Source organism: Methylococcus sp. S1M, from assembly GCF_051295855.1.
Classification (GTDB): Bacteria; Pseudomonadota; Gammaproteobacteria; order Methylococcales; family Methylococcaceae; genus Methylococcus; species Methylococcus capsulatus.
The window spans coordinates 758,941-778,091 of record NZ_JBPDXO010000001.1; the positions used below are offsets into that span (position 1 = coordinate 758,941).

Below are 19,151 nucleotides of genomic sequence, written 5' to 3' on the forward strand. Positions count from 1 at the left end.
CCGGCGTCTTTCAGGAACGCAGCACGATGCGACGGAACGTGAGGTTGATGCGTTCGCCGCAGGGCCTGGCGGTCCTGGGCACGCAATGCCTCCAATGGGACTGCAGCTCTCCACCCATCAGCAGCAGGTCGCCATCCCGCAACGGCACATCCAGGGTCCGCCCCGTGCCGCGATGGCGAATCCGGAACAGGCGTTCCGCACCCAGACTCAGGGAGGCGATGAACGGACGTTCGCCGAGTTCGGGCTCGTCGTCGGCGTGCCAGCCCATCGAATCCCGGCCGCTGCGGTAGCGGTTGCAAAGGACGGCATTGAACACATGACCGCTGAACGCCTCGATGCGGGTCCGCAAATCGGCCAGCACCTCGTGCCAGGGCGAGGGTTGGTGCGACACCCCGGAATATCGGTAGGTGGCGCCGGGGTCGCCGTACCAGCACACGAGGCGCGGCACCGCCACATGCCGTCCGAACAGCAGGATCTCCTCGCTCTGCCAGGCCAGTTCGCGGAGCAGGCGGGCGCCGAGGACCGCCCGCTCATCCGTCGTGAGGAATCCCGCCGCCAGATCGAGTTCGCCATCTTCGGCGATCAGCCGCACAGTGGTGGACAGAGTGCCTTCTCGACCGTCTTCGAACAGGAACCGCGGCTGGGACCGGGCCGTCTCCCGGCCCGCGCCCAGGCCGGTCGTCCTTAATCCTCCAGTTCGGCTTTCAACACCTTCCCGTCTGCGCTGTACACGATCTCACGCTCCACGCCTTTGTCTTTGAACTCGATTTCGTAGACCGTCTCGCCGTGTTTCACCTTCTTCTCGTACTCGACGTCCGTCGCCGCCGGATAAACCGTTTTGAAGGCGTTCAGCACCGCTTTCGGCACCTCCTGTTCGGTCAGGTCTTCACCGGCCGTGACGCCGGCCGACAGTGCCAGCACACTGGCGGAGACAAGGACATTTGCAATCTTGAGCTTCATGATGCGACTCCCGGAAAAATCCTCTCTTTGGAACCCGTTCGACCGGCCGGACACCCGCGAGGTTCCGGCCATGCGGCTGCGCCGTCAATTTTCCGCACCGCCCGCCGCCGGGTCGTCGATGTCACAGACCGATTCCAACCACATGGCATTGATGACACCGAATGCACATGCGAAACCCACCCCGAGTATCCACGCGAAATACCACATCCCACACCTCCCCGATCGTAGTGTCGAGCCGTCAATAAAGCGTATGGTCGCCCTTGGCGATGTCCGCCGCCGTGACCTTTCCCCAGATCACCCGATAGGCCCATCGGGTATAGAGCAGTACAATGGGAAGAAACATCAAGGTGATCGCCAGCGACCATTGCAGATTCAGATGGCTCGCGCTGGCGTCCCAGATCGTCAGGCTGCTGCGGGGATCGGTGGTCGAGATCAGCATGAAAGGAAACAGACCGAAGCCTACCGTCCAGAGCAGGCCACCCATGCCCACGGCGCTGGCGGCGAAAGCCGCGGCGGAACGGCCGCTGCCGGCGAGGGCTGCCGCTGCGGACACCCCGAGCACGGCCAGCGCCGGAGCGACGAACAGGCGCGGATGTGCCAGGAAATTACCCAGCCAGCTTCCGGAAAAATCGACTGTTTTCGCCATCGGGTTGGACGGCGCATTGGGCCCGGCCATGGTCAGGATTTCCGGGCGCGGAATGCCGAGAATCACCCAGGCGGCGGCGAGGACCATCAGCAGGACCAGGACCACACCGCCGATCGCGGCGACGCGACGGGCGCGCTGCTCGATCGGCCGTTCGGTCCGGCAGCCGAGATAAACCGCGCCGTGAAACACACAGGCCAAAAGGCCGATCACGCCGCAGAGCAGAGGAAACGGCGTCAGCAGACCCCAAAAGCTGCCATCATAGAACGTGCGCAGACTCCCATCGAGATGGAACGGCAGGCCGACCAGCAGGTTGCCCACCAGAACCCCCATGAGGACCGGCGGCACCGCACCCCCGATGAACAGTCCCCAGTCCCAGGCGTTGCGCCACTGGGGAGACTCCAGCTTGCTGCGGTAATCGAAACCGACCGGCCGAAAAAACAGGGTGTACAGTACCAGTAGCATCGCGATGTAGAGCCCCGAGAACAGCGTCGCGTACACCGCCGGCCAGACGGCGAAAATGGCGCCGCCGAGCAGGATCAGCCAGACTTGGTTGCCGTCCCAGGTCGGGCCGATGGTGTTGATCACCACCCGCCGCTCGACGTCGTTGCGCCCGATGAAGGGCAGCAAGGCGCCGATGCCGAAGTCGAATCCGACGGTGAGGACGAATCCCGTCGCCACCGCTCCCGTGATCACCCACCAGATCACCCGCATGGTTTCATAGTCGAACATGGGAACCTCCCGCTGCGCATCAGACTGCTGAACCGGAGAGCGCCGCCGCCGGCCGCTCGAAATGATATCGCCCCGTGTGCAGGCTGCTGGGGCCGAGCTTGACGTACTTGACCATAAGATAAAGCTCGATCGCCAGGAGCGCCGTGTAGAAGAAAGCGAAACCCGCGATGCTGAACCACAGATCCCCGGTGCTGAGTGAGGAGGTACTCAGGTGCGTGGGAAGCACACCGGAAATGGTCCATGGCTGGCGGCCGTACTCGGCGACGAACCACCCGGTTTCCGCCGCAATCCAAGGCAACGGGATGGACCAGACCGCCAGCTTCAGCAGCCAGCGTTTGCGGTCCGCCACCCGCACCGCGCAGTAATAGAAGGCCATCACGAAGATGAACAGCAGGGTGAAGCCGCAGGCCACCATCACGCGGAAAGTCCAGAACAAGGGCGCTACGCTCGGAATGGTATCGGCGGCCGCCTTCTGCACCAGGTCTTCCCCCGCCCCGGCGATGCGGTCCGTATACTTGGCAAGCAACAGGGCGAAACCCAGATCGGCCTTGTGCTGCTCGAAATCCGCCTTCACCGCCGGGCTGGCGTCCCCTCCCCTCATCCTCTCCAGCGCCCCATAGGCGATCTGGCCACTGCGGATGTGGGCCAGGCTGGACGCCCGCAGTTCCTTGAGTCCCTTGACCTCTTCGTCGATGGAACGCGTGGCGATCAGGCCGAGCACGTACGGTATTCTGAATGCATAGCGGGTTTCCTCCCTGTCCTGATCCGGGAATCCGACCACCGTGAACGCTGCCGGCGGCTTCTCGGTATCCCAAGCACCCTCGATCGCCGCCAGCTTCACCTTCTGCACCTCGCCGTCGGTGTAGCCGCTCTCATCGCCCAGCACGATGACGGAGAGAACCGAAGCCAGTCCGAACGCCGCCGCGATCGAGAAGGAACGGCGGGCGAAACCGACGTCCCGCCCCTTCAGCAGATACCAGGAAGATATGCCGAGGACGAACATCGCTCCGGTGACATAGCCAGCCGCGACCGTATGCACGAATTTGACCTGGGCCACGGGATTGAAGAACACCTCGGCGAAACTGGTCAGCTCCATGCGCAGGGTTTCGTAGTTGAATTCCGTGCCCACCGGATGCTGCATCCAGGCATTGGCGATCAGAATCCACAACGCGGAAGTATTGGTGCCCAGCGCCAGCAGCCAGGTGACCGATAGATGCTGCACCCGGCTCATGCGGTCCCAGCCGAAAAAGAACAGGCCGACGAAAGTCGATTCGAGGAAGAACGACACCAAGCCTTCGCTGGCCAGGATGGGGCCGAAGATATCGCCGACGTAGTGCGAGTAATAGGACCAGTTGGTGCCGAACTGGAATTCCAGGGTGATGCCGGTCGTCACTCCCATGGCGAAGTTGATGCCGAACAACTTCCCCCAGAAGCGGGTCATGTCCTTGTACACCTCCTTGCCGGTCATCACGTAGACCGATTCCATGATGGCCAGCAGGAAAGCCAGCCCCAAGGTCAACGGCACGAACAGAAAATGGTAGAGCGCGGTCAGGCCGAATTGCAGCCTGGAAAGGTTGACGATGTCTTCACCGATCATGGCTTGAGCGCCTCCTGGTTGGCAGAGGAAAGGGGACTGGAACCGATCAGAATCGCCGGATACGGCGGTTCCCGGCCTTCCGGCTGTGAGCGGAAGAACAGCGCCCACAATCCTGTCAGCACGATCATCTTGAACAGCAACGCCAGCGTGAGCTCCCGCGCCAGCGAAGAACGCCGGCCCGGTGCGCCCACGCGCCGAAACGCGGCCGCATCCACCTGCTGCGCGGCCGTTGAGACGAAGCGAAATCCGTCGTATGGCTTCATGAGATCCCTCGCATACCGTCGGAATCAGGCCGCTAGCCGCGGCCGGCTGGCGCGAATGCGCCAATCGTACACCTTTTCGGGATTTTCACCACACGACCCGCATCCTGTTCCGGCATCGGCCCGTCCTCCCTCTAATGGGCCGTACGACCGGTGCCGAAGTAGCGTGTGTGGAGCCATCCACGCAGCCGGGACAACAACATCCCCACCAACACAGCCGTGGCGCCGCGGAAAAAATCCGCGTGAGCCGCCACCAGCCCGCCGACCGCCTCCAGCCTTTCCGGCGTGAGCTCACGGTACAGCAGGAACACCGCGATCAGCGCGACGAATCCGCCGAACATCCGACGCAAGGTCGTTCCGCCCACGCGCGCGGCCAGCCATCCGCCCACCACGCTGCCGCCCACTGCTGCGCCGGCAATCGGCCCGGCCAGGTCGTAGCGGACTTGGACATGCCCGCCATAGCCCAACAGGGCCGCCAGCGAATTCATGGCGACCACCATGAGCGACGTCGCCACAGCCGCATGCATGGGCAAACGGCCGAGCAGGTTGAGCGCCGGCACGACCATGAAGCCGCCGCCCGCCCCGACCAGTCCCGTCAAAGCTCCGACCATTCCGCCATCAAACAGAACGGCCAAGACTGGCAACCGCAACGGGCACTGCGGTGCCCGGCCCGGAGGAACCGCATCGCCGCGGCGTCCTCGCAGCATGGCGACCGCGGTCGCCAGCATCACCAGTCCGAACAGGATCAGCAGAATTCCGCCAGGCAACGCCGCAGCGGTCCGGCCGCCGCCGTAGGCGCCCGCCATTCCCGCCAGGCCGAATACCGCTCCCATCTTCCAGCAGACCCGGCCGCCCCGGATATGGCCGGCCAGCGCCGCCAAGCTGGTAAGGCAGACCACGACGAGCGACGTCGTGATCGCCTCTTTCGGGCCGAAACCGGCGACATAGACCAGCATCGGCACCATCAGCACCGATCCGCCCCCGCCCAATAGTCCCAGAAGGAGCCCGATCCCCAGAGCCGACACTAGCGCCCAGGTCATCGGCTGATCAACCCATGAGGATCCGCCGCCGGCAGCCGTCCACAGGCCTGGTTGGCGGGCAGCGCACGATCGATGTATTTCGGATAATCCAGTTCCAGAGCACGCATGATCGCAATGAATTCTTCCCTGCTCCTGCCGCCGCCCAAGCGGGGGTTCCGGACCATCTCGCGGCCGATCGTGCTGACCGTGTTGCCGTGGTAATCGTGTCCCGGATAAACCAGCGTTTCCGGCGGCAGGGAGAAAAGCTGGCGCTGGATGCTGTCATAGAGCGTCCCGGCGTCGCCCTCCTGGAAATCGGTGCGGCCGCAGCCATCGATGAACAAGGCGTCGCCGGTGAAAACCCGGTCGCTCATGACATAGCTCACGCAGCCGGCGGTATGGCCCGGTGTGTGACGCACCTCGAATTCCAGATCACCCACCTGCAGTGGTACCCCGTCGGTCACCAGCAGGTCCGCGCAACCGGCTCCGGCGTCTCTGTGCACCACGCTCTTGCTGTTCAGGCGTTCCCTGAGGAGCGAAGCACCGGTGACATGATCGGCATGCACATGGGTTTCCAAAGTGTAGACCAGCCTGAGTCCCAGTCCGCGCAATAGCCCTTCGTAGTGCGGGACCTGGGTGTCCACTGGATCGATCAGCACGGCGCGACGGGTACGTTCACAACCCAATAGATAGGTGTAAGTCGAAGTATCGGTCTCGAACAGCTGTCTGAAAATCATCCGGCCCTCCAGCAAAAAATCCTCGTCTCACATATTTTTAAGGAAGTCAAAAGTCGTGCCACGAGCGCTGATCACATGATTCATGACAAACCAGTGGAATTGCTCCGGAGGACGTTTCATTTTTTGATACGCTCATGAAACACGTGCTACGATTCATGAAACACTATGAAACGTCGAAGCGATACCCCCTCCGGTCTCCCCCTCGACACACGCTGCCTGCTCGATGCGCTGGCCGGACTCGAATGCACCGGCGCCCTCTACCTCCTGGACGAGGAGGAGCGGGTGAGCTACTGGAGTTCGGCTGCCGAGCAGCTGACGGGCCACACGGGTGAATTTGCGACCGGCGAATCCATCGCCCGGCTGCTGCCCGGCTATGGCCCCCCTCGAGCTGACGACGGCAGAGGCGAGGACGAAATCCGGGTCGAGCGGGCGGATGGCTCGGCGCTGCTGTTGCGACGCCGGTACCATCCCCTCCGGGACCGGGAAGGGGCCGCCCGGGGCCGCCTGGAAGTACTCACCGCGATCGAAACCATCGGTACCCCTCTGGCGGAAGCCGATGTCGAGATCTTGCATGGACTGCTCACGCGCGAACCGGCGATGAAACAGGTGTTCCGTCTCATCCGCAATGTCGCGGAAACCGAGGCCACGGTATTGGTCCGCGGCGAATCGGGCACCGGCAAAGAACTGGTCGCCCGCGCCGTGCATGCCGAGAGTCACCGCGCCAGGGAGCCGTTTCTCGCGGTCAATTGTGCCGCGCTGGCACCCTCACTCCTGGAAAGCGAACTGTTCGGGCATGTCCGCGGCGCGTTTACCGGCGCCGTGCGCAGCCATGCCGGGCTGTTCCAGCGCGCCGACGGCGGCACCTTGTTCCTCGATGAAGTCGCCGAACTGCCGCTTGAGCTGCAGGCCAAGCTGCTGCGCGTGCTTCAGGAACGAAGCTTCGTTCCGGTCGGTGGCGACCGCACGCTCAGCGTGGATGTAAGGATCGTGGCAGCGACCCATCGCTCGCTGCGGGATGCGGTGCGCGAGGGCCGCTTCCGCGAGGATCTGATGTACCGTCTGCGGGTAGTCCCCCTCTTCCTGCCACCCTTGCGTGAGCGCCGCCGCGACATCGGCCTGCTGCTCTGGCATTTCATCGAACGGCACAATGCCCGCGGCCTGCGCCGCATCGTCCGCATCGACCCCGATGCCATGCGCCGGCTGCTCGACCATGCCTGGCCGGGTAATGTGCGCGAATTGCAGAACGTGGTGGAATACGCCTTCGCCGTGGGGCGGGGGGAGGTGCTGGAACTCGATGATCTGCCGCCCGAATTCCGCGACGAGCGCGCCGGGCCGCAAACGTCCATGGAAGCCGTGCCGGATGAGGCCGATCGCATCCGCACGGCGCTGCGGCAATCCGGCGGGCGCATCGACCAGGCCGCCCGGCTGCTGCAGATGAGCCGGGCGACGCTATGGCGCAAAAGGAAGAAGCTGGGCGTGTGACGGAAGGGGGCAGCCCTGCCCCGGATTCCGGGCTCCCTATTGGATGTCCCACAGCCCCATCATACCCATGTCCTCATGCTCGAGGATGTGACAGTGGAACACCGTGACACCGCCGTAATCCTTCACCGGCACCAGCAGTTTGACACTCCCCATGGCCGGCACGATGACGGTGTCCTTCCAGGCCGGCGTCGTGGTATACAGTGATTTGTAGGCCGAATCGCCGCCGCTGATGGAAATCACCTGCGCCGGGTTGACGTGCTGATGAAAGGGATGGTCCATCATGCTGTTGTTGTAGATTTCCCACACCTCGTAGGTTTCACGTCCCGAAACGATGGTATAGGCCTCGGTGTCCGAAAAGGCGATGCCGTTGATGGAGGCCGAGCCACCGCCCATCATGCCCATCCCCATGCTCAGGGTGATCTGCCGGGTGACCGCATTGGCCGGCACGTTCAGCCGAGTCGCGCTGGGATCGACCATCGCCGGCAGGTTCTGGCTCAGCGATGAGCCGGTGACGTTCACGGTCATGAGGGTGATCTGCTGATTGGCCGAGTCGCCCGCCCCCCGGTTGTATGGCAAGGCCTGCAACTTGTAGTAACCCTTGGTGCTCGAAGCCTTCACCAGGACGTCCACCCGCTCGCCCGGCGACAGCAGCACGGTGCTCTGCGCATAGGGCTTGTCCAGCAGGCCGCCGTCCGTGCCGACCACCCGCAGCGAATGGCTGCCCAGGCTGAGCTTGTAGAACCGCGCGTTGCTGGCGTTGACGATCTTCCAGCGCTGCACCTGCCCTGGCCGCATCGCCAGCACCGGGTTGACTTGGCCGTTCACCAGCATCGTGTCGCCTTCCTTGCCGTTCATGAAGTCCGCCGACGTGTGGGCTTCCGGCGCGCCGCCGCTGAGAGTGATGTCCTTCAGGACCAGGATGTGCGTTTCGTAGCCCGAGAGCGCCGTTCCCTCGTCCGCCACCTCCAGCGCTCCCGCCTGGCCTGCCCAGACCTGTTCCGCGACATTGCCATGTACGTGCGGATGATAGAAGTTGAGGTTCCCGCCCCGGTGAAGCGAAAGATCGTATTCGTAGTCGAAGGTCTCACCGGACGGGAAATGCACCAGGACGTTGTCGGCGTTCCCGGCGGGCGAGACGTGCAGGCCATGGGTATGCAGATTGGTCATGTCGCGGGGCATCCCCATGTCGTTCACCCCGCTATAGGGCAGCGAATTCTTGAAATGGACCTTCAGGATGTCGCCCTTCTTCACCTTGATGGTGGGGCCGGGGAAGAAGCCGTTGTAAGTCTGCAGGTTTGCCGTCGTCCCGTTGACGTTGACGGGTGCGATTTTCGCTTCCAGGTTGACTTCGACGACGCCCGGGGTCATCGACAGATTGGGCAGCGTCGGTGGATCGGCGAACGCCGCTCCGCGGGGCGGGTCGATGACGGTGGTCGATGTGCAGCCCATCATGCATCCGCCGCCCATCATGGCGGCTCCGGGAGAGGCATAGACGGCGGCGGCCATCGTCACGGCCGTCAGTACGATATTCCGGGTTCTTGTTGTCTTAGTCATTTTTATAATTTTATGTATTTGGATAGATTTGACATTAATGACCACGAGGGCCAGAACACTGGATGCAGATATCGAACCATCCGCTGACGACACCCCCGTGATCAGATGAATCAAAGGCTTCTCTCCTCCTGGCCGCCTTTCGATCCGGAGGGAACACGTGATTTCCCTCGATCAGGAAGGTGAACTGCCTCACCCCGAAACCGCGCCCGGCAAGCAGAATTTGCGGAAGATCGATGTCACGGTTCACGCTATAATTGGTTATTTTCGTCCTGTAACCGCGCGGTTCGCCCCATCATGTCAAGCTCAAACGTCAAGAAAGTCGCTCTGGCCTACTCCGGCGGCCTCGACACCTCGGTCATTTTGAAGTGGCTGCAAGAAACCTATGGCTGTGAAGTCGTGACCTTCACCGCCGATCTCGGCCAGGGCGAGGAAGTCGAGCCTGCCCGCGCCAAAGCCCAGGCCATGGGCGTCAAGGAAATCTACATCGACGACCTACGCGAGGAGTTCGTCCGTGACTTCGTCTTCCCCATGTTCCGCGCCAATGCCATCTATGAAGGCGAATATCTGCTGGGCACCTCCATCGCCCGCCCGCTGATCGCCAAACGCCTGATCGAGATCGCCAACGAAACCGGCGCCGATGCCATCGCCCACGGCGCCACCGGCAAGGGCAACGACCAGGTGCGCTTCGAACTGGGCGCCTATGCCCTGCGGCCGGACATCCGCGTCATCGCCCCCTGGCGGGAGTGGGAACTGACCTCGCGCGAAACCCTGCTGGCCTATGCCGAAAGCCGGGGCATCCCAATCGAAATGAAGCGCGGCAAAACCTCGCCCTATTCCATGGATGCCAATCTGCTGCACATCTCCTACGAAGGCGGCATCCTGGAAGACCCTTGGGCCGAGCCGGAGGAAACCATGTGGCGCTGGTCCGTCTCGCCCGAAAACGCTCCGGACCGGCCGACCTATGTCGAGTTGACCTACGAACACGGTGACATCGTCGCCATCGATGGCGAACGGATGACAGCCGCGGCGGTTCTGGCCCGCCTGAATCAGTTGGGCGGTGCCAACGGCATCGGCCGGCTCGACATTGTGGAAAACCGTTACGTCGGCATGAAATCGCGCGGCTGCTACGAGACCCCCGGCGGCACCATCATGCTGAAGGCGCACCGCGCCATCGAGTCCCTCACGCTGGACCGGGAAGTCGCCCATCTCAAGGATGAGCTGATGCCACGCTACGCCAGCCTGATCTACAACGGCTATTGGTGGAGCCCGGAACGCCGGATGCTGCAGCAGATGATCGATGCCTCCCAGGCACCGGTGAACGGTGTAGTGCGGGTGAAGCTGTATAAAGGCAATGTCAGCGTCGTCGGCCGCAAGTCGGAGTCCAACAGCCTGTTCGACATGAACATCGCCACCTTCGAGGACGACCGTGGCGCCTATGACCAGAAGGACGCGGAAGGCTTCATCAAGCTCAACGCGTTGCGCCTGCGCATCGCCGGCCGGAAAGGCGCGAGCTTCGCATAACCATCAAGATGCCGCCCCGGCACGGCGAGCCGCGCCGGGAAACACAATATCGCGGCTGTGACGAAACGCCGCCCTCGCCAAATCCCGTGGATATGATATATTCAAGAATAATTATCATTTGCGGGGTTTGCCTATGGATTCCAACCTGAACCTGAACAGTCTCAAAGAAGGCGAATCGGCGATCATCCGTGCCATCAGTGCGGAAGGCGCCCTCTACCACCGCCTGGTCGGCCTCGGTTTCCGGGTCGGGAAGCCCATCGCCGTCGTCCGCCACGGCCGGTTCAAGGGCCCCCTGCAGGTCCGGATCGGAAATACCGACATCATCATGCGGCGCAGCGACGCCGAAAGAATCCGAGTCATCGCCAAGACAGCCTGATGAAGAGAATCGCCCTGGTCGGCATGCCGAATACCGGCAAATCCACGTTCTTCAACCGCTTGACCGGAGCATCCGCCCGGGTCGGCAACTGGCCGGGCATCACGGTCGACCTGCTGAGCGCGAGGATTATCCTCGGCGGCACGGTCGCGCAAGTGGTAGACCTGCCGGGCATCTACAGCTTCCACGGTTTTTCCGAAGACGAGAAGGTGGTTCGCGACTTTTTGGAGAACAACCCGGTGGACCTGGTCGCTGTCGTACTCAACGCCACCCAGATCGACCGCCAGCTCCCTTTCGCGCTCCAGGTCGCGCGGCTCGGACTGCCTACCGTCCTGCTACTCAACATGGCCGATGAAGCCCGCCATCTGGGGATCAGCATCGATGCCCGGCGGATGGCCGAATTGCTGCGCATGCCAGTGATCCTTCTGAGCGCAAAGTACGGCAATGGCTTCCAGAGCGTCACCCAGACCCTGCTGCGGGCCCTCGATTCAGGCACCGCCCATGCCCCGCCAGACGTGGCGCAGACCTTCTCGGAGGACCACCAGATCGAAACGGCGGCCGCGGCCGTCATGCGTGCCGCGGTCCGGGTTCCAAGACGATTGCCGGAAAACGCCACGACGCGCATCGATCGCCTCCTCCTCCACCCTTGGGCAGGACTCCCGCTGTTCTTCCTGTTCATGTTCCTGCTATTCCAATTCATCTTCACGCTGGGAAAACCGATGCAGGACGGGGTGGCCTGGGCATTGACGGAGCTGCGTACACTCTGGCTCGAACCGCTGACGGCCGGCCTCCCGGCCTTCGCCAGCGGACTGCTTCTGGACGGCATCTACAATGGTGTCGGTACCGTGGCCGCCTTCGTGCCCATCATCATCCTGTTCTTCCTGGTGATGACCCTGATCGAAGACAGCGGCTATCTGTCGCGCGTCGCTTTTCTGATGGACGCCCTGATGGCCCGACTGGGGCTGGACGGACGCAGCTTCGTCATGCTGCTCATGGGCTTCGGCTGCAACGTGCCGGCACTGATGGGGACACGGGTCATGCGCTCACGGGACCTGCGTCTGCTCACCATGCTGGTGATCCCGTTTTCGCTGTGTTCGGCGCGGCTGCAGGTGTTCCTGTTCATCACGGCGGCACTGTTCACCGTGGAAACGGCGCCGGCGGTGTTGTTCAGCCTTTATCTCCTGAGCTTCACGACGGCACTGACGACCGCGGTGGCGTTCAAAAACCGGTTCGTCAGCAACGAACCCTTCGTCATCGAGCTTCCTCCCTACCGCCTGCCGACCTGGCGCCAGATCTTCCTACGCGGCTGGCATGAAGTCCGGCATTTTTTGAGACGCGCATCCAAGTTCATCACGGCCGGCGTGGTCGCGGTTTGGTTGCTCACCCACCTCCCGACCGATGTCCCGGCCGGCAGCGTGGATACGCTGGCGGGTCACATCGCCGCCTGGCTGGCACCAGTGCTGTCCCCCATCGGCATCGATGCCCAGCTTAGCCTCGCTCTGATCTTCGGTTTCATCGCCAAGGAAATCGTGGTCGGCTCGCTTGCCGCCATCTACGGACTGGAAGGCGATGCTTTGATGGGACTGATGGCACAGAGGCTCGACTGGGTGCAGGCCTACAGCTTCATGCTGTTCACCCTGATCTATCTGCCGTGCCTGTCGACAGTGGCCACCCTGCGCACCGAGTCGAAAAGCCGTGCGTTCATGTTCGGCTCCATATTCTGGTCGCTGCTGCTGGCCTGGCTTACGAGCTTCGTGTTCTATCAGGGCGCGCGCTCGTTGGGGTTCTGACGGACGTTCGGACGAAAAAGCCCGCATTACGCGGGCTTTTTCGTCCGGCAACCGGGACGGTGGTCAATGGATGCCATATTTCTGCATCCGGTAGAGCAGTGTGTCCCGAGAAATGCCGAGCAGACGGGCGGAACGGCTGCGGTTGCCGTTGGTCCGGTTCAAGGCCTGGCGGATCAGATCCATTTCCACCTGTTCCAGTTCGATGCCCATGTCGGGCAACGGGAACAGACCTTTGGCGGCAGGCGCCCGATGGGTGATTTCGAGGGGCAGGTTGCTTTCCTCGATCACCCGGCCGGCCAGCAGAATCGACAGCCGCTCACAGACGTTGCGCAGTTCCCGGACGTTGCCCGGCCAGCTGTAATTGCAGAGGCGGTTCAATGCCGCCTTGCTGAAGGTCGCGGGCGCCAGCCCGTGTTCGCGGGCGAACCGCTCCATGTAATGCTGCAACAGCAGGACGATGTCACCCATCCGTTCCCGCAGTGGCGGGATTTCCAGGGGAACCACGTTCAGTCGGTAATAGAGATCCTTGCGGAACTCGCCGCGTTCGATCTTGGCGTGAAGATTGGCGTTGGTGGCGGCAATGATGCGCACGTCCACGTTGTAGGTCTGGGTTTCACCCACCGGCTGGATTTCGCCCGTTTCCAGGAAACGCAGAAGCTTTGCCTGCAAAGGCAGGGACAAAGAGTCCACTTCATCCAAGAACAGCGTGCCGCCATCGGCGGCGGGGAGGCGGCCGGTCTGGTTACAGACCGCGCCGGTGAATGAACCCCGACGGTGGCCGAAAAGCTCGGATTCAGCAATCGCCTCGGGAAGAGCCGCGCAATTCAGCGTGACGAACGGCTTTTCCGCCCGGGGACTGTGCATTTGAAGAGCGTTGGCCAGAACCTCCTTGCCGGTTCCGGTCTCGCCGACGATGAGGACGGTGACATCGGTCGCCGCGACCAGTTTTGCGCTTCTGGTGAGCGCTTCGAAGCTCGGTGATTGTCCAATCAGTGTATCAAACATAACCTCACCCAACTTTCTTAATATTCGAGGTGGTGCAGCACCAGCGGATTCAAGCCCGGGAAAGCGGCCAGCACTGCCAGTACGATGAGGGTAATCCCCGCGATCTGACGGAATTTCTGCATCCGCGATAACCGCACCAGCAGGCTGGTCATTATACCGACACCGACCACCGCCGGCAAAGTCCCGATGCCGAACGACAGCATGGTGAACGTGCTCCGGACGACGTCCCCCGTGGTGGCGGCCAGAGCCAGCGCCGTATAGACCAGCCCGCACGGTAGCCAGCCCCAGACCATGCCGAAGAAGAAAGCCTGTGGCAGGGTCTCCACCGGAATCAGCCGGCGTCCGTACGGCTCGATGCGCTTCCAGAACAGGGCTCCGCCTTTTTCGATGTAGGCGAAACGGGGAAACCAGCCTCCGATGTGCAACCCTGCGCCCAGCATCACCAGCGCCGAGAGGATCTGTAATACGCGGTGTCCGTGCCCCTCGCCCAGGGGGATGGACAGGACATGCTCCAGAAGTCCGGCGATCAGGCCACCGATCGCATAACTGGTGATCCGCCCCATGTTGTAACTCAGCACGAAAGGCATCAACAAGCCCTTGTTGTCACGGATCTCCCGCCGCAGGCTCAGCGTCAATGATCCGATGATGGAGCCGCACATGCTCAGGCAGTGCAGTGCGCTGAACAGTCCCATCAGCAGAGCGACCAGATAGGACGTGCTAAAAGCTTGTTCGATAGGGTGCATGGGAGCGAAACGATACCAGAAATGCCCGGGGGCCGACAGGCCGAAACGCCCCGGCCACCGAGTTCAGCCTGCCGCGAACACGTCGCGGATCTGCGCCTGTGCCCGCTGGGCGGCCTCGCGGGGATCGGCTGCATCGCGGATCGGCCGGCCCACCACGATGTAATCGGCACCGTTGCGGAACGCCTGATCGACCGTCACCACCCGCTTCTGGTCGTCCTCAGGACGGTTTTCGACAGGCCGGATGCCGGGCGACACGACCATTAGCTCGTGGTCGATCTCACCGCGCAACAGCGGGACCTCGAGCCCGGACGACACCACCCCGTCGCAACCCACTGCCAGGGCGCGCCGGGCACGGGACAAGACCAGTTCCTGCACGTCGCACTGGAAGCCGAGATCACGCAGATCCCCCTGGTCCAGGCTGGTCAGGACCGTGACCGCCAGAATGCCGAGGCTCCCCTTGTTGCGGGCCGCCGCCTCCATGATCGCATCGTTGCCGTGCACGGTGGCGAAATCCACCCCGCGCCGGCTCAGCGCCTTGACCGCGCGGCCGACGGTCTCCGGCACGTCGAAGAACTTGAGATCGACGAAAACCTTCTTGTCTTTGGCCTTGAGCCAATCCACCAAAGCGAAACAGTCGCCGGACATGAACAGCTCCAGCCCCACCTTGTAGAAGCTCACGGCGTCGCCGAGGCGTTCCACCAAGGTCTTGGCTTCGGAGACATCCGGCAGGTCCAGCGCCATGATCAGGCGATCGGCCACGGGAATGGGCTTGTTCGAAAGGAAATTCGGCATGTCGGGTTCGTCGGGGCAGTCAAGAAAAACGGCGCCTTTCGCGCCGTCACGGCGAATTATGGAGCCAACGGCGTGCTTTGCCTAGGACCCTTGCGCCCCCAATGAGGGCGACTGCCGATAAAATGGGCACATCGCAGTTTCCGGACGGCATCTCAATGACGGGCGTACTGGCGCAAATGAGCGCCCTGATTCTTTGCGGCATGGCCCTGCAACGGCTTCAGCCTCTCGGCGTCGACCCCGAACGCCTGCGTCGAACCGTGACCGGTCTCGTCTTCAATGCCCTGCTTCCCGCGCTCGTCTTGTCCGCGCTTTGGGGCGGCGGCGCACATCCCCAGGGATGGAAGATATCTCTGTTCGGGGCGGCGACCGTCCTGTTCGGCCTCAGCGTGGCGCTATGCTTGGACCGGGCCTTGCACCTGGACCGACGGCAAACGGGGGCGACCCTGCTCGGCATCGCCTTCTCCAACGTGACCTTTCTGGGACTGCCGGTGCTGGAACGGCTCTTCGGCCCGGAACTCGCCCGCCCCATCGTCATCCAGATCGATCTGTTTTCCACCGCTCCGCTGGTCTTCACGCTGGGCGTGTACATCGCCTCCCGTTACGGTGAAGTGCGGGCGAATCTTTCCACTGCGCTCCGGGCGCTGTTACTCAATCCCCCGCTTTGGACGGCGTTCGCGGCTCTGATGCTCGGCGACTTCGGCATTCCACGGCCAGCCGTCCTGGAACCGCTCCTGGAAACCGCCGCCTCGGCCGTCGCCCCCCTCATGCTGCTAGCCCTGGGGCTGGGTCTGCGATGGAACTCCTGGCGCAAGGAAAACACTCGGCTGGTGGCCCTGGCATCGGGACTGAAACTGATCGCCCTGCCCCTGTTCGGCCTGAGCCTGACCCACGGTCTGGGCATTGCCGGAGACACCCGCGCCGCGCTGGTGCTGGAGGCAGGCATGCCCAGCATGCTGCTGGGAATCGTTTATTGCGACCGCTACCGGCTGGATGCGGGGCTGTACGCGATGCTCGCAACGACGACCACCTTGCTTGCCCTAGTGTCTCTGCCCGCCTGGCACCTGTTGCTCGGAACCTTCATCGGAAGCCCGGCATGACGCAGCCCCAGGCCGAAATCCTTTCCCAGGGCGACGAGCTGGTAATGGGCCAGATCGCCGACACCAACGGTGCCTGGCTGTCGGAACGGCTGACGGAACTCGGATTCGCCGTCACGCGGCATACCACGGTGGGCGATGAAGTCCACACCCTGACCACAGTTCTCCGGGAAATCGCTGCACGCGCGGACCTTTGCGTCTGCACCGGCGGCCTGGGTCCCACCCTCGACGACCTGACGGCGGAAGCGGTAGCCCAGGCCTTCGCCCGCCCCCTGAAGGAAGATCCGGAGGCCCTGCGGCAGATCCAGGCCTGGTTCGCCGGCCGGGCCGACCCCATGCCCGAGCCGAACCGTAAGCAGGCATTTCTGCCGGAAGGCTCACGGCGGCTGGACAACCTTCGTGGCACAGCGCCCGGTTTCGCACTGGATCACGGCGGCTGCCGGTTTTTCTTTCTGCCCGGCGTCCCCCACGAAATGGAATGCATGTTCGAACGCCTCGTGAAGGCGGACATCCAGTCGAGCTTCCCCACCCGACCGATGCAACGGGTGACCCTGCGAGTGCTCGGGATCGGGGAATCCACCCTCCAGCAGCGGCTCGATCCCTTCGCATTGCCGCCCGGGATCAAGCTGGGCTTTCGCACCGTTCCGCCGGAAAACCACGTCAAGCTGCAGTTCCCGGCGGATTTTCCGGTCCCGGAACGCGATCTGCTGATCGACGAAATACGGCGCGCCATCGGGACTGCAGTCTTCAGCATCGACACGCCGGAGCGGCCGGAGGGCACGTTGATCGAATGCGTCGACCGGCTGATGCGCCACGCCGACGCCAGCTTGGCGACCCTGGAAACCGTGAGCCGCGGCCATCTGGCCCAACTCTGCGGTGCCTTCGGCTGGTGGACTTACGGGCTGGTCGTCCCCGACGGCCGCGCCGTCGTCCAGCACCTCGAACTGTCCCCCGGCAACGGCCCGTCCGACGGTCCTCTGGATGTGGCAGCGATCGCCACACACCTGCGCAGGCGGCACGGCACGAGCCACGCGCTGGCCTGCATGGAATCGCCGCGAAATCCGTCCGAACTGGTCATCGCGGTCGCCTCCGAGGTAGGAACCGCCAGGGTGCGGCACAGCCTGGCCGGAAACCCCGGATACCGGCGAGCACTGAGCGCAGCGCTGGCCCTGGACTTTCTGCGCCGCACGCTGCCTGCTCCCTGAACGGTACGAGGAGATTGCCAGAGACGCCCTACAATGCTACTGTTGGCTTCCGCAAAGGCGGGTGTAGTTCAATGGTAGAACCTCTGCTTCCCAAGCAGATAGCGTGGGTTCGATTCCCATCACCCGCTCCACATCGACTCACGGCGAGCGGCCGGATCGGCGTCGCATCCTCCTCGTTTCCGGACAGCACGCCAACTGCCCATACGACAGCGGAACGTTTCCCGGAACATCCACTCTAACTCCTTCGTATCAGCCAACCCATTTCACCGTAGCGCGTTTTTCATTTTGGGAACAACGGAAGGCTGCCAAGAAAGACAACAGCGGAGATATTTGATGCGAAACATCCTTACCACCGTCGCGGCTTCTGCAATATGCAGCTACGTCGGCGCTGCCAAAGCCGAAGCAATGGACTTCGACCCGATTCCCGCCTCGGCTTACGCGGAAGCCACGACCGACAAGACGATCCTCGACACCGTGCCCTGGCTCATTCCGGATGGCTATTCCCAGCGCATCGTCTCGGACGAAACCGATCTGGACATCTACCAGCTCAACGACCGGCCGGCCTTCATCGTCACGAACGAAACCGGCCCGCTGGCAGGCCGCTACCTCTACCGCACCCATGAAACCTATCCGGGCAAGGACGCCCATCTGGACGGGAGATCCGGCGGGGCGCTTTCGGTGGTCGACCTGGAAACCGGCGCCACCCGGTTGCTGGCGACCCGCGCCGACTGGGAGGTACTGGACGGCTTGACCTGGACGCCCTGGGGTTCCTTGCTGTTCGCAGAGGAAACCGACGAGCCGCAATACCCCGATCCGGATTATCCCGATGCCAAACGGGGTCTCGTTTACGAGCTGAAGCTGAACAAGGACGACCCCACCGTGGCCCAGTCGGTAACGGCCCTGCCCTCGCTGGGAGCCGTCCGCCACGAAGCGGTCGAGTTCGACCACAAAGGCAATGTCTACCTGTCCAGCTCGAACCGGGACAGTTACATCTATAAGTTCGTGCCGAAAAAGCGCGGTAACCTGAGCAAAGGCAAACTATACGCGCTGCGCGTCAAGAACGGTGGCCAGACCGGCAGCGCGAAATGGGTTCCGCTCAACATGAACCAGGCCCGGATCGATGCGCACGAGGCGGCGCGCGCAGCCAATGCGACACCCTACTGCAATCCGGAGGACATCGAACTGATCGGCCAGAAATTGTACGTGGCGGTGAAGTGCGAACCCCGCATCGACGGCGTCGACGGCCCCGGGGTGATCCTGTCCGTCACGCTGGGCAACAAGCCCAAAGTGGCCTATTTCGTCGAGGTCGGTAAGAACGTTCCCATCCAGAATGCGGCAGCTGGAATCACCGGCTTCTTCCGTCCGGAAACCCTCGCGGCGGGACCCGACGGGAAACTCTGGATCACGGAGGACACTCAGCCGAGCGACATCTGGGTGGCGGATACCCATACGGAAGCCGGCGGCCTGAGCAGCGGCGTGAAGCTTTTCGCCTCGCTGAAGGATGCCGAGGCGGTGGGTACGGGCATCTATTTCGGCGCCGATGCCGGCACCTTGTACGTCAACGTCCACGACTCGGCCACGGGCAACGACAAGACCATGGCGATAACCGGACAGCATAGCCATTGAGGGGGCGTCTCCCCGTCA

The 19,151-nt window shown here is 63.0% G+C and carries 19 protein-coding genes and 1 tRNA gene; 8 read left to right on the plus strand and 12 right to left on the minus strand.

Going from position 1 to position 19,151, the window contains the following annotated elements; all coding sequences use genetic code 11:
• Nucleotides 1–10: 10 nt before the first annotated feature.
• The 8 genes from ACSHWJ_RS03420 to ACSHWJ_RS03455 all read right to left on the minus strand — a co-directional run bounded on the left by ACSHWJ_RS03420 (nt 11) and on the right by ACSHWJ_RS03455 (nt 5,948).
• A complete protein-coding gene (locus ACSHWJ_RS03420; RefSeq protein WP_017365128.1) occupies nt 11–592 on the minus strand; it encodes an alpha-ketoglutarate-dependent dioxygenase AlkB family protein in 582 nt (193 codons plus the stop codon).
• Nucleotides 593–684: 92 nt separating this feature from the next.
• Nucleotides 685–960 carry a PepSY-like domain-containing protein gene (locus ACSHWJ_RS03425; RefSeq protein ID WP_036246676.1) on the minus strand — a complete coding sequence of 92 codons (276 nt, stop codon included), beginning with the start codon at nt 958–960 and terminating at the stop codon, nt 685–687.
• Between the two features lie 84 nt (nt 961–1,044).
• Nucleotides 1,045–1,167, minus strand: coding sequence for a cytochrome bd-I oxidase subunit CydX (cydX, locus tag ACSHWJ_RS03430; RefSeq protein ID WP_010960401.1), 123 nt, complete (start codon nt 1,165–1,167; stop codon nt 1,045–1,047).
• A 31-nt stretch (nt 1,168–1,198) separates the two neighbouring features.
• The gene (gene cydB / locus ACSHWJ_RS03435) at nt 1,199–2,335 is read right to left on the minus strand and encodes a cytochrome d ubiquinol oxidase subunit II (RefSeq protein WP_017365130.1); all 1,137 of its coding nucleotides are present in this window, start codon (nt 2,333–2,335) and stop codon (nt 1,199–1,201) included.
• A gap of 19 nt (nt 2,336–2,354) precedes the next feature.
• A complete protein-coding gene (locus tag ACSHWJ_RS03440) occupies nt 2,355–3,932 on the minus strand; it encodes a cytochrome ubiquinol oxidase subunit I (protein WP_017365131.1) in 1,578 nt (525 codons plus the stop codon).
• Entirely contained in the window at nt 3,929–4,195 is a 267-nt protein-coding gene (cydP, locus tag ACSHWJ_RS03445) for a cytochrome oxidase putative small subunit CydP (RefSeq protein WP_017365132.1), read from the minus strand. Before cydP ends, ACSHWJ_RS03440 begins: the two co-directional genes overlap by 4 nt.
• Before the next feature lie 131 nt (nt 4,196–4,326).
• Nucleotides 4,327–5,232: a sulfite exporter TauE/SafE family protein gene (locus ACSHWJ_RS03450; RefSeq protein WP_017365133.1), complete on the minus strand. Its 906-nt coding sequence runs from the start codon at nt 5,230–5,232 to the stop codon at nt 4,327–4,329.
• Complete coding sequence (locus tag ACSHWJ_RS03455) at nt 5,229–5,948, minus strand: MBL fold metallo-hydrolase (RefSeq protein WP_010960397.1); 720 nt, start codon at nt 5,946–5,948, stop codon at nt 5,229–5,231. Before ACSHWJ_RS03455 ends, ACSHWJ_RS03450 begins: the two co-directional genes overlap by 4 nt.
• A 165-nt stretch (nt 5,949–6,113) precedes the next feature.
• On the opposite strand from ACSHWJ_RS03455, the gene ACSHWJ_RS03460 reads away from it, so the two are divergent.
• The gene (locus tag ACSHWJ_RS03460; protein WP_017365135.1) at nt 6,114–7,430 is read left to right on the plus strand and encodes a sigma-54 interaction domain-containing protein; all 1,317 of its coding nucleotides are present in this window, start codon (nt 6,114–6,116) and stop codon (nt 7,428–7,430) included.
• A 36-nt stretch (nt 7,431–7,466) separates the two neighbouring features.
• Here the strand turns inward: ACSHWJ_RS03460 and ACSHWJ_RS03465 are convergent, their stop codons facing one another.
• Nucleotides 7,467–8,984: a multicopper oxidase family protein gene (locus ACSHWJ_RS03465; protein ID WP_036246578.1), complete on the minus strand. Its 1,518-nt coding sequence runs from the start codon at nt 8,982–8,984 to the stop codon at nt 7,467–7,469.
• Between the two features lie 294 nt (nt 8,985–9,278).
• Between ACSHWJ_RS03465 and ACSHWJ_RS03470 the strand changes: the two genes are divergently transcribed.
• The 3 genes from ACSHWJ_RS03470 (at nt 9,279) to feoB (ending at nt 12,668) form a co-directional block, all read left to right on the plus strand.
• A complete protein-coding gene (locus ACSHWJ_RS03470; protein WP_218801198.1) occupies nt 9,279–10,505 on the plus strand; it encodes an argininosuccinate synthase in 1,227 nt (408 codons plus the stop codon).
• 133 nt (nt 10,506–10,638) lie between these two features.
• On the plus strand, nt 10,639–10,881 hold the full coding sequence (locus ACSHWJ_RS03475; protein ID WP_010960393.1) for a FeoA family protein: 243 nt from the start codon (nt 10,639–10,641) through the stop codon (nt 10,879–10,881).
• The gene (feoB, locus tag ACSHWJ_RS03480) at nt 10,881–12,668 is read left to right on the plus strand and encodes a ferrous iron transport protein B (protein WP_432539306.1); all 1,788 of its coding nucleotides are present in this window, start codon (nt 10,881–10,883) and stop codon (nt 12,666–12,668) included. Before ACSHWJ_RS03475 ends, feoB begins: the two co-directional genes overlap by 1 nt.
• A 63-nt stretch (nt 12,669–12,731) precedes the next feature.
• On the opposite strand, the gene ACSHWJ_RS03485 is transcribed toward feoB, so the two are convergent.
• From ACSHWJ_RS03485 to pyrF, 3 genes are all read right to left on the minus strand, one after another.
• The gene (locus tag ACSHWJ_RS03485; protein WP_218801196.1) at nt 12,732–13,673 is read right to left on the minus strand and encodes a sigma-54 interaction domain-containing protein; all 942 of its coding nucleotides are present in this window, start codon (nt 13,671–13,673) and stop codon (nt 12,732–12,734) included.
• 17 nt (nt 13,674–13,690) lie between these two features.
• A complete protein-coding gene (locus ACSHWJ_RS03490; protein WP_041360872.1) occupies nt 13,691–14,416 on the minus strand; it encodes a sulfite exporter TauE/SafE family protein in 726 nt (241 codons plus the stop codon).
• A 63-nt stretch (nt 14,417–14,479) separates the two neighbouring features.
• Complete coding sequence (gene pyrF / locus ACSHWJ_RS03495; protein WP_010960389.1) at nt 14,480–15,208, minus strand: orotidine-5'-phosphate decarboxylase; 729 nt, start codon at nt 15,206–15,208, stop codon at nt 14,480–14,482.
• A 155-nt stretch (nt 15,209–15,363) separates the two neighbouring features.
• Here pyrF and ACSHWJ_RS03500 point away from each other — a divergent pair, with 155 nt between their 5' ends.
• The 4 genes from ACSHWJ_RS03500 to ACSHWJ_RS03515 all read left to right on the plus strand — a co-directional run bounded on the left by ACSHWJ_RS03500 (nt 15,364) and on the right by ACSHWJ_RS03515 (nt 19,133).
• Nucleotides 15,364–16,305: an AEC family transporter gene (locus tag ACSHWJ_RS03500; RefSeq protein WP_432539307.1), complete on the plus strand. Its 942-nt coding sequence runs from the start codon at nt 15,364–15,366 to the stop codon at nt 16,303–16,305.
• Entirely contained in the window at nt 16,302–17,507 is a 1,206-nt protein-coding gene (locus tag ACSHWJ_RS03505; protein ID WP_432539308.1) for a competence/damage-inducible protein A, read from the plus strand. Before ACSHWJ_RS03500 ends, ACSHWJ_RS03505 begins: the two co-directional genes overlap by 4 nt.
• Nucleotides 17,508–17,564: 57 nt before the next feature.
• Nucleotides 17,565–17,638, plus strand: a tRNA-Gly gene (locus ACSHWJ_RS03510).
• Between the two features lie 202 nt (nt 17,639–17,840).
• Nucleotides 17,841–19,133, plus strand: a complete 1,293-nt coding sequence (locus tag ACSHWJ_RS03515) for an alkaline phosphatase PhoX (RefSeq protein ID WP_432539309.1) — start codon at nt 17,841–17,843, stop codon at nt 19,131–19,133.
• The last annotated feature ends 18 nt before the right edge of the window (nt 19,134–19,151 follow it).

Excerpts from the sequence above, each read along its gene's own strand:
- ACSHWJ_RS03425 (WP_036246676.1), bottom strand. The coding sequence starts at position 960 with ATGAAGCTCAAGATTGCAAATGTCCTTGTCTCCGCCAGTGTGCTGGCA.
- cydX (WP_010960401.1), bottom strand. The coding sequence starts at position 1,167 with ATGTGGTATTTCGCGTGGATACTCGGGGTGGGTTTCGCATGTGCATTC.
- cydB (WP_017365130.1), bottom strand. The coding sequence starts at position 2,335 with ATGTTCGACTATGAAACCATGCGGGTGATCTGGTGGGTGATCACGGGA.
- ACSHWJ_RS03440 (WP_017365131.1), bottom strand. The coding sequence starts at position 3,932 with ATGATCGGTGAAGACATCGTCAACCTTTCCAGGCTGCAATTCGGCCTG.
- cydP (WP_017365132.1), bottom strand. The coding sequence starts at position 4,195 with ATGAAGCCATACGACGGATTTCGCTTCGTCTCAACGGCCGCGCAGCAG.
- ACSHWJ_RS03450 (WP_017365133.1), bottom strand. The coding sequence starts at position 5,232 with ATGACCTGGGCGCTAGTGTCGGCTCTGGGGATCGGGCTCCTTCTGGGA.
- ACSHWJ_RS03455 (WP_010960397.1), bottom strand. The coding sequence starts at position 5,948 with ATGATTTTCAGACAGCTGTTCGAGACCGATACTTCGACTTACACCTAT.
- ACSHWJ_RS03460 (WP_017365135.1), top strand. The coding sequence starts at position 6,114 with ATGAAACGTCGAAGCGATACCCCCTCCGGTCTCCCCCTCGACACACGC.
- ACSHWJ_RS03465 (WP_036246578.1), bottom strand. The coding sequence starts at position 8,984 with ATGACTAAGACAACAAGAACCCGGAATATCGTACTGACGGCCGTGACG.
- ACSHWJ_RS03470 (WP_218801198.1), top strand. The coding sequence starts at position 9,279 with ATGTCAAGCTCAAACGTCAAGAAAGTCGCTCTGGCCTACTCCGGCGGC.
- ACSHWJ_RS03475 (WP_010960393.1), top strand. The coding sequence starts at position 10,639 with ATGGATTCCAACCTGAACCTGAACAGTCTCAAAGAAGGCGAATCGGCG.
- feoB (WP_432539306.1), top strand. The coding sequence starts at position 10,881 with ATGAAGAGAATCGCCCTGGTCGGCATGCCGAATACCGGCAAATCCACG.
- ACSHWJ_RS03485 (WP_218801196.1), bottom strand. The coding sequence starts at position 13,673 with ATGTTTGATACACTGATTGGACAATCACCGAGCTTCGAAGCGCTCACC.
- ACSHWJ_RS03490 (WP_041360872.1), bottom strand. The coding sequence starts at position 14,416 with ATGCACCCTATCGAACAAGCTTTTAGCACGTCCTATCTGGTCGCTCTG.
- pyrF (WP_010960389.1), bottom strand. The coding sequence starts at position 15,208 with ATGCCGAATTTCCTTTCGAACAAGCCCATTCCCGTGGCCGATCGCCTG.
- ACSHWJ_RS03500 (WP_432539307.1), top strand. The coding sequence starts at position 15,364 with ATGACGGGCGTACTGGCGCAAATGAGCGCCCTGATTCTTTGCGGCATG.
- ACSHWJ_RS03505 (WP_432539308.1), top strand. The coding sequence starts at position 16,302 with ATGACGCAGCCCCAGGCCGAAATCCTTTCCCAGGGCGACGAGCTGGTA.
- ACSHWJ_RS03515 (WP_432539309.1), top strand. The coding sequence starts at position 17,841 with ATGCGAAACATCCTTACCACCGTCGCGGCTTCTGCAATATGCAGCTAC.